17 protein-coding genes are annotated in these 17,512 nt (G+C 65.4%); 7 read left to right on the top strand and 10 right to left on the bottom strand.

Annotation, left to right across the window (positions count from 1 at the left end; translation table 11 throughout):
• Positions 1–68 precede the first annotated feature (68 nt).
• From hpaD to IF803_RS17535, 3 genes are all read left to right on the top strand, one after another.
• Complete coding sequence (gene hpaD / locus IF803_RS17545; RefSeq protein WP_028338720.1) at positions 69–1,052, top strand: 3,4-dihydroxyphenylacetate 2,3-dioxygenase; 984 nt, start codon at positions 69–71, stop codon at positions 1,050–1,052.
• 176 nt (positions 1,053–1,228) lie between these two features.
• Positions 1,229–2,098, top strand: a complete 870-nt coding sequence (locus tag IF803_RS17540; protein WP_259244364.1) for a fumarylacetoacetate hydrolase family protein — start codon at positions 1,229–1,231, stop codon at positions 2,096–2,098.
• A gap of 24 nt (positions 2,099–2,122) precedes the next feature.
• Positions 2,123–3,751: a thiamine pyrophosphate-dependent enzyme gene (locus IF803_RS17535; RefSeq protein WP_461192928.1), complete on the top strand. Its 1,629-nt coding sequence runs from the start codon at positions 2,123–2,125 to the stop codon at positions 3,749–3,751.
• Here the strand turns inward: IF803_RS17535 and IF803_RS17530 are convergent.
• The 10 genes from IF803_RS17530 to IF803_RS17485 all read right to left on the bottom strand — a co-directional run bounded on the left by IF803_RS17530 (position 3,726) and on the right by IF803_RS17485 (position 13,341).
• Positions 3,726–4,961, bottom strand: a complete 1,236-nt coding sequence (locus tag IF803_RS17530) for an MFS transporter (protein ID WP_461192927.1) — start codon at positions 4,959–4,961, stop codon at positions 3,726–3,728. The two genes, IF803_RS17535 and IF803_RS17530, sit on opposite strands and share 26 nt — an antisense overlap.
• Positions 4,962–5,002: 41 nt before the next feature.
• Positions 5,003–5,656, bottom strand: coding sequence for a DNA oxidative demethylase AlkB (gene alkB / locus IF803_RS17525; protein ID WP_461192926.1), 654 nt, complete (start codon positions 5,654–5,656; stop codon positions 5,003–5,005).
• A 13-nt stretch (positions 5,657–5,669) separates the two neighbouring features.
• A complete protein-coding gene (locus IF803_RS17520; protein ID WP_461192925.1) occupies positions 5,670–6,413 on the bottom strand; it encodes a 2OG-Fe(II) oxygenase in 744 nt (247 codons plus the stop codon).
• A 249-nt stretch (positions 6,414–6,662) separates the two neighbouring features.
• Positions 6,663–7,349 carry a DUF2848 domain-containing protein gene (locus tag IF803_RS17515; RefSeq protein ID WP_038386392.1) on the bottom strand — a complete coding sequence of 229 codons (687 nt, stop codon included), beginning with the start codon at positions 7,347–7,349 and terminating at the stop codon, positions 6,663–6,665.
• Positions 7,342–8,691, bottom strand: coding sequence for an amidase (locus IF803_RS17510; RefSeq protein ID WP_304499321.1), 1,350 nt, complete (start codon positions 8,689–8,691; stop codon positions 7,342–7,344). The genes IF803_RS17515 and IF803_RS17510 overlap by 8 nt, the downstream gene beginning before the upstream one ends.
• Positions 8,692–8,784: 93 nt before the next feature.
• The gene (locus tag IF803_RS17505; RefSeq protein WP_092083310.1) at positions 8,785–9,504 is read right to left on the bottom strand and encodes an ABC transporter ATP-binding protein; all 720 of its coding nucleotides are present in this window, start codon (positions 9,502–9,504) and stop codon (positions 8,785–8,787) included.
• The gene (locus tag IF803_RS17500) at positions 9,494–10,222 is read right to left on the bottom strand and encodes an ABC transporter ATP-binding protein (protein ID WP_461192924.1); all 729 of its coding nucleotides are present in this window, start codon (positions 10,220–10,222) and stop codon (positions 9,494–9,496) included. The genes IF803_RS17505 and IF803_RS17500 overlap by 11 nt, the downstream gene beginning before the upstream one ends.
• Complete coding sequence (locus tag IF803_RS17495; RefSeq protein ID WP_461192923.1) at positions 10,212–11,132, bottom strand: branched-chain amino acid ABC transporter permease; 921 nt, start codon at positions 11,130–11,132, stop codon at positions 10,212–10,214. Before IF803_RS17495 ends, IF803_RS17500 begins: the two co-directional genes overlap by 11 nt.
• Positions 11,125–12,048: a branched-chain amino acid ABC transporter permease gene (locus IF803_RS17490; protein ID WP_461192922.1), complete on the bottom strand. Its 924-nt coding sequence runs from the start codon at positions 12,046–12,048 to the stop codon at positions 11,125–11,127. The genes IF803_RS17495 and IF803_RS17490 overlap by 8 nt, the downstream gene beginning before the upstream one ends.
• A 45-nt stretch (positions 12,049–12,093) precedes the next feature.
• Positions 12,094–13,341: an amino acid ABC transporter substrate-binding protein gene (locus IF803_RS17485; RefSeq protein ID WP_038386388.1), complete on the bottom strand. Its 1,248-nt coding sequence runs from the start codon at positions 13,339–13,341 to the stop codon at positions 12,094–12,096.
• A gap of 231 nt (positions 13,342–13,572) precedes the next feature.
• Between IF803_RS17485 and IF803_RS17480 the strand changes: the two genes are divergently transcribed.
• The 4 genes from IF803_RS17480 (at position 13,573) to IF803_RS17465 (ending at position 17,437) form a co-directional block, all read left to right on the top strand.
• A complete protein-coding gene (locus IF803_RS17480) occupies positions 13,573–13,986 on the top strand; it encodes a Zn-ribbon domain-containing OB-fold protein (protein ID WP_016841161.1) in 414 nt (137 codons plus the stop codon).
• Positions 13,987–13,990: 4 nt separating this feature from the next.
• On the top strand, positions 13,991–15,130 hold the full coding sequence (locus tag IF803_RS17475; protein WP_461192921.1) for a thiolase C-terminal domain-containing protein: 1,140 nt from the start codon (positions 13,991–13,993) through the stop codon (positions 15,128–15,130).
• Between the two features lie 109 nt (positions 15,131–15,239).
• Entirely contained in the window at positions 15,240–16,154 is a 915-nt protein-coding gene (locus IF803_RS17470) for an SDR family oxidoreductase (RefSeq protein WP_028338734.1), read from the top strand.
• A 170-nt stretch (positions 16,155–16,324) separates the two neighbouring features.
• On the top strand, positions 16,325–17,437 hold the full coding sequence (locus IF803_RS17465) for an SMP-30/gluconolactonase/LRE family protein (protein ID WP_461192920.1): 1,113 nt from the start codon (positions 16,325–16,327) through the stop codon (positions 17,435–17,437).
• Positions 17,438–17,512 lie beyond the last annotated feature (75 nt).

Raw genomic sequence — 17,512 nt, 5'->3', positions numbered from 1 at the left:
GAACTTCGAGATTCCGGGTTCTCGCTTCGCGAGCCCCGGAATGACGATAAAATTGAGGGGAAACACCGATGCCCGTTCCGACGCATGTTTTCGATCCGCCGTTCAACATCATCCGCTGCAGCCACGCCGTGCTCGACGTCACGGATCTCGACAAGAGCGCCGCCTTCTACGAGAAGACGGTCGGCCTCCACATCGAGGACCGCGACGACAAGTCGGTGTATCTGCGCGCCAGCGAGGAGCACCAGCATCACTCGGTGGTGCTGCGCAAGGCGCCGAAAGCGGCCTGCAACCGGCTTGGCTTCAAGGTCGGCAATGACGGCGACCTCGACAAGGCCGCTGCCTTCTTCTCCGAGAACGGCATCGCCTACGCCTTCGTCGACCAGCCGTTCCAGGGCCGCACGCTGCAATTCACCGATCCGTTCGGCTTCCAGATCGAGCTTTACGCCACGATGGAGAAACGCCCGCATCTGCTGCGGCGCTACGACCTCTACAAGGGCTGCCATCCGCAGCGGCTCGACCATTTCAACGTGTTCGCCGCCGAGGTTCAGGACACCGTCGACTTCTACGCCCGGCTCGGCTTCCGCCTCACCGAATATGCCGAGGAGGACGGCGACAACGGCCGCATCGCTGCCGCCTGGATGCACCGCAAGGGCAACGTCCACGACTTCGCCATCACCAACGGCCGTGGCCCGCGCCTGCACCACATCGCCTATTGGGTGCCGACAGCGATGAACATCGTGCATCTCTGCGACGTGATGGCCTCCTCCGGCTTCCTCAAGAACATCGAGCGCGGCCCTGGCCGGCACGGCATCTCCAACGCCTTCTTCCTCTACATCCGCGACCCCGACGGCCACCGCATCGAGCTCTACACCAGCGACTATTTCACCGGCGATCACGACCATGAGCCGCTGCGCTGGTCGCTGCGCGATCCGCGCCGCCAGACGCTGTGGGGCGCGCCGGCGCCGCGCTCCTGGTTCGAGGAAGGCTCGACCTTCGCCGGCCAGGCGGTGCGCGAGCCGCGCTTCGTCGCCGACGTGCTGGTTGCGGACTAGTGAACAAGATTCCATCCCCTCGTCGTCCCGGCGAAAGCCGGGATCCATAACCACCGAATAGGGTTGCCGAAAGAATGTCTGGCCGCGTACCCATTCCGATGGCCGCGGCGTATGGGTCCCGGCCCCCGTGCGCAACTGCGCACTAGGCCGGGACGACACCAATGAATGGATTTCCGATGTCAGCCCCTCGCCTCGCCACCTATTCCGCCAACGGCGCCACCAGCTATGGCGCCGTCACCGACACCGGCATCGTCGACCTCTCGTCGCGCTTCAAGGACTATCCGACGCTACGCGAAGCAATCGCCGCCGGCGCGCTGAGCAGGCTCGTGGAGGATGCCGCCAGGCGCGCGCCCGACCATGCGCTCGACGCAGTCGCGTGGCAGCCGCCGATCCCGGCGCCGGAAAAGATCATCTGCATCGGCGTCAACTACCCGGACCGCAATGCCGAATACAAGGACGGCTCGGACGCGCCGAAGTATCCCAGCATGTTTCTGCGGGTGCCGCGCTCCTTCGTCGGCCACAACACGCCCGTGGTGCGGCCACGCATCTCGCCGCAGCTCGACTATGAGGGGGAGCTGGTGCTGGTGATCGGCAAGGCCGGCCGGCACATTGCGGAGAGCGCCGCGCTCGATCACATCGCCGCGATCACGCTCTGCAACGAAGGCACCATCCGCGACTGGGTGCGCCACGCCAAGTTCAACGTCACCCAGGGCAAGAACTTCGATTCCACCGGCAGCCTCGGCCCGTGGATCGTGCCCTATACCAGCGAAGCACAGATCGCCGATATCCACCTGACCACGCGGGTGAATGGCGAGACCCGCCAGGACGACCGCACCTCGCGCTTGATCTTCGGCTTCCGCTACCTCATCAACTACATCTCGAGCTTTACGACGCTGGCTCCCGGCGACATCATCGTCACGGGCACCCCGACCGGCGCAGGTGCGCGATTCGATCCGCCGCGCTATCTGAAGCCCGGCGATGTCGTCGAGGTCGAGGCCGAAGGCGTCGGCATTCTGCGCAACAGCGTCGTCGACGAAGCTACCTAACCTCACCAGCAAGTGGACAGTGCCATGACCTCAACATCCGGCGGCGAAGCAATCGTCAACGGCCTCGTCGCCCACGGCGTCGACACCGTGTTCGGGCTGCCCGGCGCGCAGATCTATGGCCTGTTCGATGCCTTCCACCAAGCCCAGCTCAAGGTGATCGGCGCGCGGCACGAACAGGCCTGCGGCTACATGGCGTTCGGCTATGCGCGCTCCAGCGGCAAGCCCGGCGTGTTCAGCGTGGTGCCCGGCCCGGGCGTGCTCAACGCCTCGGCGGCGCTGCTCACCGCATTCGGCTGCAACGAGCCGGTGCTGTGCCTGACCGGTCAGGTGCCGACGCAGTTCCTGGGCAAGGGCCGCGGCCATCTGCATGAGATGCCGGACCAGCTCGCGACGCTGCGCACCTTCGTGAAATGGGCCGACCGGATCGAATACCCTGATAACGCGCCCGCGCTGGTGTCGCGCGCGTTCCAGGAGATGCTGTCGGGCCGGCGCGGCCCGGCTTCGCTCGAGATGCCGTGGGATGTCTTCACCCAGCGCACCCAGGTCGCGCCCGTCAACCCGTTCGATGCGTTGCCGGCGCCGCAGCCCGATCCGGACCGCATCAAGGCCGCCGCCGACCTGATCGCCGGCAGCAAGGCGCCGATGATCTTCGTCGGCAGCGGCGCCATCGAGGCGCGCGAGGAGATCCTCGAATTGGCCGAGATGATCGACGCGCCGGTCGTCGCATTCCGCAGCGGCCGCGGCATCGTCTCCAACGCGCATGAACTCGGGCTGACCATGGCTTCGGCCTACAAGCTCTGGCCGAAGACCGATCTGATGATCGGCATCGGCACACGCCTCGAGCTGCCGACGATGTCGCGCTGGCCCTACCAGCCGGCCGGCCTGAAATGCGTCCGCATCGACATCGATCCGGTCGAGCTGCGGCGCTGGCCGGCTGATGCCGGTGTGATCGCGGACGCCAGGGCCGGCACCGCCGATCTCGTCGCCGCCGTGCGCAAGGTGGGCTACCGCAAGACCTCCGGCCGTCGCGCCGCGATCCGCGAGGCGACCGCGGCTACCGAGCAGGAAATCCAGCGCATCCAGCCTCAGATGGCGTATCTGAAGATCCTGCGCGAGGTGCTGCCGGCCAACGCCATCGTCACCGACGAGCTGTCGCAGGTCGGTTTCGCCTCCTGGTACGGCTTTCCGATCTACGAGCCGCGCACCTTCGTCACCTCAGGCTATCAGGGCACGCTCGGCTCGGGTTTCCCGACCGCGCTCGGCGCCAAGGTCGCCAACCCAAACAAGCCGGTGGTCGCGATATCAGGCGACGGCGGTTTCATGTTCGGCGTGCAGGAGCTCGCCACCGCCGTGCAGTTCAGGATCGGCGTGGTGACGCTGGTGTTCAACAACAACGCCTATGGCAACGTCCGCCGCGACCAACGCGAGCGCTTCGACGGCCGCGTCGTCGCCTCGGACCTGGTCAACCCCGATTTCGTCAAGCTTGCGGAGTCCTTCGGTGTCGGCGCCGCGCGCGTCACCTCGCCCGATCACTTCCGCCCCGTGCTGGAGAAGGCGCTGGCCGACGGCGGGCCTTACGTGATCTCGGTGGAAGTGCCGACGGATTCGGAAGTCAGCCCCTGGGCGTTCATCCACCCGGCGCGGAACAACTAGGCGGCTTTGCGCCGCGTTGCAGCCGTGACGCGGCAATCACGAGCAGGCCGGCGCCGGCGACCGACCAGCAGGCGACCGGCGCCCAGTGCACCAGCGGCGCATAGTCCGGCATCTTCTGCAGGCCGCCGGCGACGGCCGCCATCCGCGCAAAGGTCGCGAGTGCCAGCGCCGAGAAGACGAGGCCGGTGACCTTGCCTTCCGCGCCGGTCTCCCCGATCGCAAGCGCCGCGGACACCGCGCTCATCAGCATGCAGCCCCAGGCGGCCCCCGCCATGAATTGCGCCACGATCAGGCCATTGAGGCTTCCGGCGATCTCCGCGGCGACGATTGCGAATGCGCCAAGCAGCCCCGCCATGCCCATCACGATCAGGCCGCCGCGATGCTTGACGACAATGCTCGCCGGAAACATCGCGATGTTGAAGCCGATCCAGAATACCGGCATCAGCCATTGCAGATCGCCCGGCCTGGCAAAGCGCAGATAGAACGGCGCGCTGTTGATGTTGAAGTGCAGCTGATAGCCGAGCGAGAGCAGCACCATCGATCCGATCAAAAACATCGGCACCGCGCCGAGCCGCTTGGCCGGGGTCGCTAGCCGCGCCGGTTGCGCCTCCGCCGCGATGCGACGCTCGATCCCCGAGAAGGCCAGTGCGGTCAGCAGCAGCACGGCGCCCGACAGCACGAACGGCAGCCGCGCATCTTGGTTGCGCAGCACGACGCCAAGATAGGGCGAGACCGCGCCCGCGATGCCATAACCCAGCATTGCCAGCGCCGCGAGGAACGGGACCGAGGGCTGCGCGCGATACTTGCCGAGCAGCGTCAGCGGCGGCGCACGCAAGGCCGACGACGTCGCGGCCCAGATCACGATCAACACGATCAGCCAGACCTTTGCCCCCGGCCCGGTGCCGGCGACGTAAGGCAGCGCGATGAAGGCGGCGCAGGAGATCGCGGCGAGGATGCCGACGAACAAGCCAAGGCGGCCGACCAGGCTCGAAATCCTGTCGGCGGCCATGCCCATCGCCGTATCGGTGATGGTGAAGATGCCCTGATCCATCATCAGGATCAGGATCACGGTCGCCGGCGCGATGCCGACATCGGCGCACAGCTTCGGCAGATAGATCAGATAGGTGGTCCAGCCCAGCGTGAACACGAGCTGCAGCACGGCGAGATAGACGCCGGTGCGGTTGACGGCGCGGTCGGCCTGGGTGGTCATGAGCCAAGTCTAGACCACCGGCCCGATTTGCGGGAGGGGAGTCAGCGCACCTTGCGGAAGGTCAAATTGATGCGCTGGCGGCCGAGCACGCTGTGCTCGCCGTCGGCGAGCGGTGCCACGCCGTGATAAAACAACCGTGACGGGCCGCCCCACACCGCAACGTCGCCATGTTCGAGTCGATAGCGGCGCGGCGTATCGCTGCGCTTCAGGCCGCCGAACAGGAAGATCGCCGGCAGCCCGAGCGAGATCGACACGATCGGTGCGCGGTAGTCGAGCTCGTCCTTGTCCTGATGCAGCGACAGTTTTGCGCCGGGGACGTAGCGATTGATCAGGCAGGCCTGCGGCGCGAAGCCATTGAAGCCGGCTTCATAAGCGGCGCCGGCGGCAAGCCTGCGCAACACCTCCGGCATTTCAGGCCAGGGTTGTCCCGAGTCGGGATCGATCGGATCATAGCGATACCCGCTGGGATCGGAGACCCAGCCGAGGCTGCCGCAATTGGTCATCGCGACCGACATGCGGTGGCCGCCCGGCGTGATCAGATGCCGGAATGGCGCCTGCTTGACGATGACGCGCAATGCCGGGATCAGCTCGGCCTCGAACGGCCGGACAAAGCCGCGCAGCAGCACCGCGCCATCCGCGATCGTCTCGCGCGACGGCCGTGCATCGCCAATTGTCTCGAACAGATCAGCGGCCACGCCTCTCTCGCACTCACTTCGCGTCGTGGAAGATCACACCAACGGTGTGGCGGTGGCCGGAGCGAATCCGGCTGACGCCGTGGCGCAGATTGACACGATACGGTCCGCGCGTCCCCTGCACCGGGCGATGATGCACGGCAAAGGCCACCGCATCGCCCTTGGTGAGCGGCACCACCTCAGGGCGCGACTGCATCCGCGGCCGCTGCTCGGTCAGCACGAACTCGCCGCCGCTGAAATCGCGCCCCGGCTGCGACAGCAGGATCGCGACCTGGATCGGAAACACGTACTCACCGTAGAGATCCTGGTGCAGGCAGTTGTAGTCGCCCTCGCCATATTGCAGCAGCAGCGGCGTCGGCCGCGTCTGTCCGGCATCATGGCAGCGCTTCAGGAACGCCGCATGCGACGAAGGATATCGGATATCGATCCCCATCGTCTCGTTCCAGCGATTGGCTGTCGCGGTCAGCCGCGAATAGAGCGCCGGCCGCAACTCCGCGATCAGGTCCGGCAGTGGATAGGAGAAGTATTTGTACTCTCCGCGGCCGAAGCCGTGACGGCCCATCACGATCCGGCTGCGGAACTGGCTGTTGTCGGGATACAGCGCGGCGATGGCATCGCATTCCTCAGGCGTCAGCAAGCCGTTGAGGACGGCGCAGCCCTGCCCGTCGAGATCGGTCGTGATCCGGTCCCAGTCGAGCGCGTCGACGCGGGCCGGAATCCCGGTGGGTGGACGGGTGATGGTTTTGGCTGTTGCTGTCATGGGACGGAATCTGGCCCCTGATTGCGGCCCGCGCCACCCGATTTCTGACAGAAAATGTCGGCGAACAGCGTCCCAATCCCGCTGTCGTCCCTGCGAAAGCAGGGACCCATAACCACAGGTGCTGGTTGTTCGAAAGCCGTCTGGCCGCGTGCCCTTTCCGAAGGCCGCGGCGTATGGGTCCCTGCTTTCGCAGGGACGACGCGTGGAGAGGTCTCGCTCGGCTCTGACGCAGCGGCGCGCGAAAAAAGGTCAGCCCCTGACCGGCAGCGTCATCACGTCGTAGCCGTGGCTGATCTTCCGTTTGAGCACCGGGTCTTCCAGTTCGAACTCGAAGCGGCTGGCCGGGCGGATGCCGCCCTTGGCCGCGAAGGTGCCGCCAAACATGGCGCAGCCGTCGGGCAGCGCGCCCTGGTCGAAGCCGCGCGCGATCAGGTCCTTCACCGGCAGCATGTGATCCAGCGTGCCTTCCTGGTAGAGCACGCGTTGGCCGCCGATCACGGCCCAGGAGCGCAGGACCAGCTGGTCCCAGTGATCAATCACATCCTCGAGTTCCCACAGCTCCGACGCCATCGGCTTGTCGCACATCTGCTTCGACACCGTGACGCTGTAGCTCTCGACCTTGCGATCGGTATGGTCGGAGCCGCAGCCGACGAAGATGCGGCCCTGCCAGCCGATCAGCACGAACTCGACCTCGCCGCTCGAATCCTCGCCGCAGACCTCGATGGCATCGGCGAAGGTGAGCCGGCGCGCCGAGCAGCGGTAGTAGATCGGCGTGGTCGCGGGCCGTGCGATGCCGAGCGCCTCGAGCTCGGCGATATGCTTGTCGCGCGCCACCGGATCGCGGCCGGTCCAGCCGGCGATCACGGCCTGCCTGATTTCCAGCGTGAGCGGAGTGGCGACGCCCTTGTCGTCGACATTGAAGGTGAGATCAAACACGGATCGCGGTCTCCATTCCGGCAGCGAGCTCGAAAATGCGTCGATCCGAACCGCCCGCGGCGGCGAGCATCAGGCCGACCGGCGCCTCGCCCTCGCGATGCGCGGGCAGCGAGATCGCGCAGCCGTCGAGCACATTGATCAGCGTGCAGTTGCGCAGCGCGCGCAAATTCTCGGTGGCGAACGCCTTGTCGTCGGCGAGGCTGGCGATCGTTGGCGGCAGGTTGGCCGTGGTCGGCAGCACCATCGCATCATAGGGCGCGATCCGCTTCTCGGTGCGCGCGATGAAGGAGCGGCGCGCGTTGAGCAGATCGATATAGTCGGCGGCCGGGAAGCCCTCGCCGCGCTGGATGCGCACCGCGACGCGCGGATCGTAGATGTCGCCCTTGCTGGTCAGCAGGAAGCGGTGCCAGGCATAGCTTTCGGCGGCGGCAAAGCCGCCCTTGGTGTTCATGACGCCGACATCGAGCAATTCGGGCACCTCGATGCGATCGATCAAGGCGCCGGCGCGCGACAGCGCGCCAAGCGCGCGCTCGAAGGTTTTCGCGACGGCCTCATCGAGGTCGTCGAGCGCGACCGTGGTCGGCACCGCGAGCCGCATGCCCTTGACCGGGCGCGGCGTGAGCGGCGTCACCGGCTGGTCGGCGAGCACCGCGTCGAGCGCGGCGCAGCAGGCCACCGAATTGGCCAGCGGGCCGTAGCTGTCGAGCGTGAACGACAGCGGCACGCCGCCATCGAGCGGAATCCGGCGTTGCGTCGGCTTGTAGCCGACGATGCCGTTGAAGGCGGCCGGAATCCGGCAGGAGCCGCCGGTGTCGGTGCCGAGCGCGCCGAACGCCATGCCGTCGGCGATCGAGACCGCCGCCCCCGAGGACGAGCCGCCCGGCACGTGGCCGACGCTCCGGTTCCAGGCGCTCTTCGGCGTGCCGTAATGCGGATTGATGCCGATGCCGGAATAGGCGAACTCGGTCATGTTGGTGCGGCCGATCACGACGAAGCCGGCACGCTTGAGCCGCGCCACCACCGGCGCATCGACATCCGCCGGCGCCGAATCCTCCAGCGCCCGGGAGCCGGCGCGCGTCACCTGCCCCTTGATGTCGAACAGGTCCTTGATCGAGACCGGAATGCCGGCAAAGGGCGATGGCGCCGCATTGGCCTTGCGCAGCCGGTCCATGGCGTCGGCGGCCTCCAGCGCGGCCTCGCGGTCGACATGGATGAAGGTGCGCTGGCCCTCGCCTGAGGGATCAGCGATCCTGGCGATGCACTGCTCGACGAGCTTGCGGGCAGAGGTCGTGCCGCTGGCGAGATCGGCGGCAAGGGAGGCGAGTGTCGGATTCTTGGGCATGGCTTTCACTTCACGGCTTGCACTTCATGGCTTGCAGCTGATTGTCGCCCGAACCGAGGCCGATTTCCAGTGTGCGTGGCCCCTCACCTCGCATCACTTCAGCCCGAAATAGGCACGGTGCAGCTCTTCATTGCCGCTCATCTCGGCAACCGTGCCGGAGAAGCGGATCCGCCCGCCTTCCAGCACGAATACGCGGGTGGCAATCTCGAGAAAACCGATATTTTGCTCGGCGATCAAGAGCGCCAGCCCGCGGCCCTGCAGGCTCGACAAGGCGCGCAGCACCTCCTTGACGAACAGCGGCGACAACCCGGCCGAGGGCTCATCCATCACCAGCAGCTTCGGCTCCGCCGACAGCGCCTTGGCGATGCCGAGCATCTTGCGCTGACCGCCGGACAGGCTGGACGCGGGATCGCGGCGCTTGTCGCGCAGCACCGGGAACAGGCCGTACAATTCGTCGACCCGCGCCCCCGGATTGGCATGGCCCAGCGCCTGCGCGCCGACGCGGATATTTTCCTCGATCGACAGGTCGGGAAACACCGCAAGCTCCGACATGTAGGTCATGCCGCGCTTCATACGGTCCGACGAGCGCATCTTGGTGATGTCCTCACCGCCGAGCTTGATGTGCCCGCTGCGGGCTTCGATCAGGCCGACCAGCGACTTCAGGAACGTGGTCTTGCCCGCGCCGTTGGCGCCGAGCAGCAGCACGGTCTCGCCGGGGCGGACGTCGAGATCGACGCCCCACAACACCTGCATGGTGCCGTAGCCGGCATCGACGCCCCTCGTGTCCAAAAGCGACACCGCATCAGTGGGCATGCTCGCCTCCCAAAAATACCTCGATCACCTGCGGCTCGCGTACCGCGGTCGCCAGCGTCCCCTCGAAGATCTCCTTGCCCGCATTGAGCACGATGACGCGGTCGGTGATCTGCTCGATGAAGCCCATCAGATGCTCGACCACGATGATCGCCATGCCGGTCGCGGCCAAGGCCTTGATGCGGCCGGCGATCCAGTCGAGCTCCGCCGGGTTGAGGCCGGCGGCGAGTTCGTCGAGCAGCAGCAGCCGCGGCCGCGTGGCGAGCGCACGGGTCAGATCGAGCATCTTCTGCTGGGCGCTGTTGAGATCGGCGGCCGGACGGTCGGCGACCTCCTTCAGCCGGAAATCCTGGAGCAGTTCGGCGATCGACGGCGCACCGGTCGCGCCGCCATAGGCCAGCGCCACCTGGATGTTCTCGCGCACCGTCAGCGACAGGAACGGCTTCGGCACCTGGAAGGTGCGGTTGATGCCGCGATGAACGAGCTTGTGCGAGGCGACGCCGCCGGCGGATGCGCCGTCGAACACGACCTCGCCGCCGTCGGGCGCATAGAGACCGGAGATCACATTGATCGCCGTGGTCTTGCCGGAGCCGTTCGGACCGACCAGACCGAGGATCTCGCCCGGCACGACGTGAAAGCTGAGGCCATCGAGCGCGTGGAAACCACCGAAGCGCTTGACCAGCTTCGAGACCTTGAGGATCGGGGTTTTCTCAGGGGACATGCCACCCCCTGCGGGTTGCCAGCGACACCAGTCCTGCGGGCAGGAACAGCACCAGGCCCATGATCAGGAGACCATAGATCAGCTGGAAATATTGCGGCGTGGTGAAGCCGATCAGATTGTAGATGCCGTAGAGGATCAGCACGCCGACGATCGGGCCGGTGATGGTGGCAACGCCGCCGAACAGCGCGAACACGATCGCGAAGATCGAGAACTCGCCGGAGAACACGTTGTCCGGATAGAACACCGAGACGTACCAGGCGTAGATGCCGCCGGCGAGGCCCGCGACCAGCGCCGAGGCGAGCCAGGCAATCACCCGCATCTTCACGATATTGACGCCGGCCATCGAGGCCGACACCGCGTCCTCGCGCACCGCCTGCAGCGCGAGTCCAAACGGCGAGTTCTTCAGATAGACCACCGCGCCGACCGTCAGCGCCATCACGACGACCGCGGCATAATAGGCGTGGGTCGGGTTGAAGGTGCCGGTGAGCGAGACGCCGTAGGGGCCCTTGGTGATGCCTTCCAGCGCCGGGTTGGCGACGAAGTGCAGCACCGCGAGCGAGGCCGCGAGATTGGCGATCGCGAAATACGCGCCCGACAGCCGCAGCAGCGGCGTCAGCAACAGGCCGAGCGCAACCGCCACGACGCCGCCGACCAGCACGGCGAGCGGTGCGGGCGTCTGCAGATGCATCACCATGATGGCGAAGCCATAGGCGCCGGCGCCGAAGAAGCCGACATAGCCGAACGGCAGATAGCCGGTGAAGCCATAGATGATGTTCACGCCCTGCGCGAGGATCAGGAAGATCACGAAGTTGAACAGCAGCAGATGGTTTTGATAGACGCCGGGCAGCAGTGCGAACACCACCACCAACGGCGCCAGGATGAACAGCAGGTGCTTCGAGGCGCTATGCAACGCGCACCCGCCTTCCGAGCAGACCGCTCGGGCGCAACAACAGGATCACGATCAACAACACATAGGGCAGCAGGTCGGCCCAGGAACTGAGATAGGTCTGCACCAGCATGTAGCAGAGACCGTAGACGACACCGCCGAGTGCGGTGCCGAGCGGATTGCCGAGCGAGCCCAGCACGACGATCGCAAACGACGTCACCGTCGCATCGGCGCCGAACGCCGGCGTCACCGAGCCGAACATGAAGGGCGCGAACACGCCGGCGACCGCCGCGATCCCGAGGCCGATGCCGAACGCCGCCGCCGAGACGCGATCGACATCGATGCCGGTCGCCAACGCCTCGTCGCGCCGTGACATCACCGCGCGCGTCAGGGTGCCGAGCCGGGTGTGATAGAGATAGAGGTAGACCAGCGCGATCGCGATCAGGCTGGTGATGGCCGCGATCACCCACGGCGCGGGAAAACCCTGGCCGAAAATCTGGATCGGCCCTGCGCCGCCCGCCTTGCCGCCGAGCCACTTGACCTTGATGGTCGTGAACACGGTGCCCAGCAGCCGGCTCTGGATCGAGCGCTCGCTGGTACCTGCGAAGATCGTGGTGACGGCCTCGATCACTTGCGACAGGCCGAAGAACAGGATGATCGACAGCATTTCCGGATTGGCCGAGCCCTGCAGCCGCGGCACCAGCACCCAGTACAGCAGCACGCCGACCAGCACGAACACCACGAAGGCCAGCGGCACCGCGAACAGCGGGTCGACGCCGGCGATGCCGACCACGCCGAGCGCGATGAAGGCGCCCAGCATCAGGATGTCGCCATGCGCAAGGTTGACGATGCGCATGACGCCGAACACGAGATTGAGACCGATGCCGACCAGGCTGAAATACAGCCCGAACAGCACGCCGGCAACGAGCGCATAGGTCATGCTACCGCTCGCCGCCGAAGGTTACGCCCGCCGCCCTCACCTGCATCACGGAGCCGGATAGATCGGCTTGCCGGTGGCGGTCTCGTGCGGATAGATCGAGACGAACTTGATGTGATCGTGCTCGTCGACCGTCAGCTGACCGAGCGGCGTCAATTCGCCGATCTGGCCGCCCGTCTCATCCAGCGCGAAGGTGCCGTCCAGCGTCTTGAGCTGACCGCTGAGCGAGAACACTGCGCGGCGCAGCTCCATCTGCTCGAGGCTGGTCGCAACCGACAGCGTCTTCTCGATCACCAGCGCGGTGGTGTAGCCGGCGACCGCGTTGAAGCCGAACTCCATCTTGCCGTCGTTGTATTTCTTGGTCCAAGCGGCGCGGAAATCCTTCATGTTCATCCCGAAATTGACGGGATAATCCAACTCGGACGGCGGCACATAGGTCCAGATGTGCTCGAGGCCCTTGGCGCCGACATTCTTCTCGAGCAACTCGGTCTCGAGGCCGGCATAGATCGCGAACAGCATCTTGAACTTGGTGCCGACGTCCTGGACGTTGCGCAGGAAGGCGATGTCGTTAGGCGCATAGCCGAAATGGATCACCGCGTCCGGATTGGCGTTGCTGATGTTGTTGATGATGACGTTGTAGTTGGTGGTCTCGGTCGGGACGCCCTGGTCGTAGACGATCTCGATCGGCGCGCCGGACTCCTTGACGAACTTGCGGAACGCGTTGGCCTGGGTGCCGGTGAACTCGTTGGTCGAATAGAGGATGGCGACCTTCTTGATGCCGAGGCCCGGGCCGTCATGGCTGATGAAATCAGCCACCGGCTTCGGCCACACCGTCGACACCGGGTCGGCCATCAGCGCGATGTAGGGATTGTCCTTGGAGAAGAAGCTCGCGCCGGTGCCGGTCTGATCGAACAGGAACATCTTGTGGTCGCGCGCAATGGCAACGGCGGGCGCCGTCAGCACCGATCCGGAATCGGCGACCAGGAGGTCGACCTTATCCTGGGTGACGAGCTGATTATAAAGCGTCGCGGCGGTCGCGGTGTTGCTCTGGTCGTCATAGGAGACGAGCTTGATCGGGATCTTCTTGTCGAACGCCTTCACGAACACGCCACCCTCGGCGTTCTTCTGCTCGACCCACAATTTCAACGAGCTGTAGACCGGCATCGAGATCGAGGCGTAGCGCCCCGACGACGCATAGAGCGTGCCGATCTTGATCTCCGACGGTGCGTCGGCGGCCATCGCCTGCGTGGCAAATGCGAGGCTGGCAGCGAGTGCCGCGCCAATGATCCTCAGCATGATATGTTCCTCCCGGCTTTCTTGAACGTGTCTTGGACGTATCTTGGACGCGGCCCTTCTACGCGCCGGATCGGAGCGACACAAGCATCGCGGCCTTAGCAATTGTGCGAGGGGCGGAATATGCGGCATGCGCGGGACACAGGCCGCTGCGCGGAGCATGGATGGACCGTTGACGGGCCTTGGTTCAATGTCGCATCAAGATCGTAACGATTTCGGGAGGAGACATCAGACATGGCCGAGCCCGCGCGTGCGAAACCAAAGCCGACACCGGAGACCCAGCATTTCTGGGATGGCACGAAGGCCGGCGAGCTGCGTCTGCAGCGCTGCGATGCCTGCGCCAATGTCTACTTTCCGCCGCGGCCGTTCTGCCCCTCCTGCGCCTCGCGCAAGGTCTCGATCTTCAAGGCCAGCGGCAAGGGCAAGCTCTACAGCTACGTCATCAACCACCGTCCCGCAGCGCCCGGCTTCACGCCGCCTTATGCGATCGCGGTCGTCGAGCTCGACGAGGGCCCGCGCATGATGAGCAACATCATCGATTGTCCGCAGACGCCGGAAGCGCTCGAGCTCGACATGCGGCTCGAGGTCGCCTTCGAGGCGCTCGACGACAAGATCACCCTTCCCTTGTTCCGTCCGGCAAAGGGGTAATGTGATGCGCAGGAACCAGGTTGCCGTCGTCGGTGCGGCCGAAACCACCGAACTCGGCGTCATCCCGAACATGTCGCAGATCCAGCTGCACGCGGACGCGGCGCTGAATGCGATCGCGGACGCCGGCCTGAAGCTGTCCGACATCGACGGCTTCGCCACCGCGGTCGAGACCCCGCAGCAAATGGCGCATTATCTCGGCATCACGCCGACCTGGGTCGACGGCACCTCGGTCGGCGGCTGCTCCTTCATGCTGCATGTCCGCCACGCCGCCGCCGCGATCGAGGCCGGCCTCTGCAAGACCGTGCTGATCACCCATGCCGAGAGCGGCAAGTCGATGATCGGCAAGCAGCCGCGCTTTACCGCGCCCGACAGCCTCAACGGCCAGTTCGAATCGCCGTTCGGCGTCTACGGGCCGCCGAGCATGTTCCCGATTCCCGTGCTGCGCTTCATGAAGACCCACGGCATCACGCATGAGCAGCTTGCGATGGTCGCCGTCGTGCAGCGCGAATGGGCGGCGAAGAATCCGCGCGCGACCATGAAGGATCCGATCACGGTCGCCGACGTGCTGAATTCGCGGATGATCGCCTATCCGTTCCGGCTGCTGCAATGCTGCCTTGTCACCGACGGCGGCGGCGCGCTGATCCTCGCCTCGGCCGACCGCGCCAAGGATTTTCCGAACAAGCCGGTCTACATTCTCGGCACCGGCGAGAGCGTGGAGACGCCGATGGTCAGCCAGATGAAGACGTTTGACTCATCGCGCGCCTTCAAGGTGGCGGGCCCCCTCGCCTTCAAGGAGGCCGGCATCACCCACAAGGATGTCGATCATCTGATGATCTACGACGCCTTCGCGCATCTGCCGCTCTACGGCCTCGGCGACCTCGGCTTCATGCCGTACGAGGAGACCGGCAAGTTCATCGCCGACGGCAATACCCGCCCCGGCGGCAAGCTGCCGCTCAACACCAATGGCGGCGGCCTCAGCTACATGCACTCCGGAATGTACGGCATGTACGCGCTGCAGGAGAGCGTGCGGCAGATGCGCGGCATCGCGCCGGCGCAGGTGCCGAACGCGAATATCTCGGTCTGTCACGGCGTCGGCGGCATGTTCGCCGCAAGTGGCACGATCATCTTTACGAACGAGAAGTAACAGCTCCGTCGTTCCGGGGCGCGCGAAGCGCGAACCCGGAACCTCGAGATTCCGGGTCTGGTGCTTCGCACCATCCCGGAATGACGGAGAGCAAACCAGGAGAACCGACATGGCAAAATCACTGCAGGATAAAGTCATCATCGTCACCGGCGCGGGCCGCGGCATCGGCCGCGAGATCGCGCTGCTCTGCGCGGCGGAAGGCGCCAAGGTCGTGGTCAACGATCCCGGCGGCGCCGCCGACGGCGGCGGCTCGAGCGCGGCGCCCGCCGAGGAGGTGGTCGAGGAGATCAAGAAGCGGGGCGGCACCGCGGTCGCCAATTTCGAGTCGGTGGCGGAAGCGATCCCCGCCAGCAAGATCGTGAAAACCGCGACCGACCATTTCGGCCGGCTCGATGGCGTCGTCAACAATGCCGGCATCCTGCGCGACATGATCTTCCACAAGATGAGCGTGGAAGCCTTCGAGGCCGTCATCAAGGTACATCTGATGGGCTCGTTCTATGTCAGCCACGCCGCGGCACGCATCTACCGCGAGCAAGAGTCAGGCTCGTTCGTGCACTTCACCTCGACGTCCGGCCTGATCGGCAATTACGGCCAGGCCAACTACGCCGCCGCCAAGCTCGGCATCGTCGGCCTGTCGAAATCGATCGCGCTGGACATGGGCCGCTTCAACGTGCGCTCGAACTGCGTGTCGCCGTTCGCCTGGACCCGCATGATCGGCACCATCCCGACCGAGACCGACGCCGAGAAGGCGCGCGTCGAGAAGATCAAGCAGATGGGCCCGGAGAAGATCGCGCCGGTCTGCGCCTATCTGCTCTCGGACGCCGCCAAGGACGTCACCGGACAGATCTTCGGCGTGCGCATGAACGAGATCTTCCTGTTCGGCCAGCATCGTCCGGTGCGCTCGGTTCATCGTGGCGAAGGCTGGACGCCCGAGACCATTGCCGAACACGGCATGCCGGCGCTGAAGGGATCGTTCGCCAAGCTCGACCGCTCGGCCGACGTCTTCACCTGGGATCCGATCTGAACTTGATCTGATCCTCCGATCTGATCTGACAGATTTATGAACTAGTCGCCTCCGCGAAACAGCGGGGGCGACACACTCTTTGGTTGTTTCATCATGGCGTGCCCGCATTGTGCCAGAATTGCGGGGGTATGATCGTCCTCCCGATAACAAAAAAGCCTGGGAGGACTTTCGTGACAAATCCAAGCAACATTCAGAAACACGAGGGCGACGGTGCGAAGGCGTTCGACCGTCGGACAATCTTGCGCGGCGCAACCGCGCTTGCTGCAACCGCGATGGCCGCATCCGATGCCGCAGCGCGCGACTTCGGCCCCAACGCGGAACCGCAGCGCTATCCCGATCCAGACATCGTCGTGATCGACGACAAGCGCTTCAAGGCCAAGGTCGGCAACACCGCGATCAAGCGGCTCTACACCGGCTGCCTGTGGGCGGAAGGCCCGGCCTGGAACGCGCAGGGCCAGTATCTGGTCTGGAGCGATATCCCGGCCAACCGGCAGTTGCGCTATCTCGACGATGACGGCCACATCTCCGAGCAATTCCACAAGCCGTCGAACGAGGCCAACGGCTCGACCTTCGATTTCGAAGGCCGCCAGATCACCGCCGAGCGCACCCGGCTGGTGCGCTACGAGCACGACGGAACCGTCACGCCCCTGGCGGAGCAGGCCAATGGCAGGCAGCTCAACGGGCCGAACGACATGGTCGTGCATCCCAACGACAAGTCGATCTGGTTCACCGATCCCGGCTATGGCGCGATTTCGATCTATGAGGGCCAGCTGGCCAACACCGGATCGAAGCAGCCCTACCAGAAGGAAGCGGTCTATCGCATCGATGCTGCGACCGGCCAGATCACCAAGGTCGCCGACGAGCCGTTCAAGCCGAACGGCATCGCCTTCAGCCACGACTACAAGAAGGTCTATGTCTGCGACACCGGCACCACGCATTACCCGAACGCCAAGAACATCGTCTGGCAGTACGACCTCAACGGCGACAAGCTCTCCAACCCGCGCACGCTGATCGACATGACGCTAGACGGCAAGTCAGGCTTCCCGGACGGCCTGCGTGTCGACGTCGACGGCAATATCTGGGTCGGCGCCGGCTGGGTCGGACCGGGCTATGACGGCGTGCAGGTGTTTGCGCCCGACGGCCAGCGGATCGGCCAGATCCTGCTGCCGGAGACCTGCGCCAACCTCACCTTCGGCGGCAAGAAGCGCAACCGCCTGTTCATGACGGCAAGCCAATCGCTCTACGCGGTCTATGTGGAGACGAAGGGCGCGCACAACTGTTGATGCAAACGCGCTGTCGTCCCTGCGAAAGCATGGACCCATAACCACCGGTGCCGATTGTTTGAAAGGCTGGGGTTC

The sequence above is a fragment of the Bradyrhizobium sp. UFLA06-06 genome (assembly GCF_054820065.1).
The sequence above is the reverse complement of the archived record's forward strand: the minus strand, read 5'-3'. Positions and strand labels throughout refer to the sequence as shown.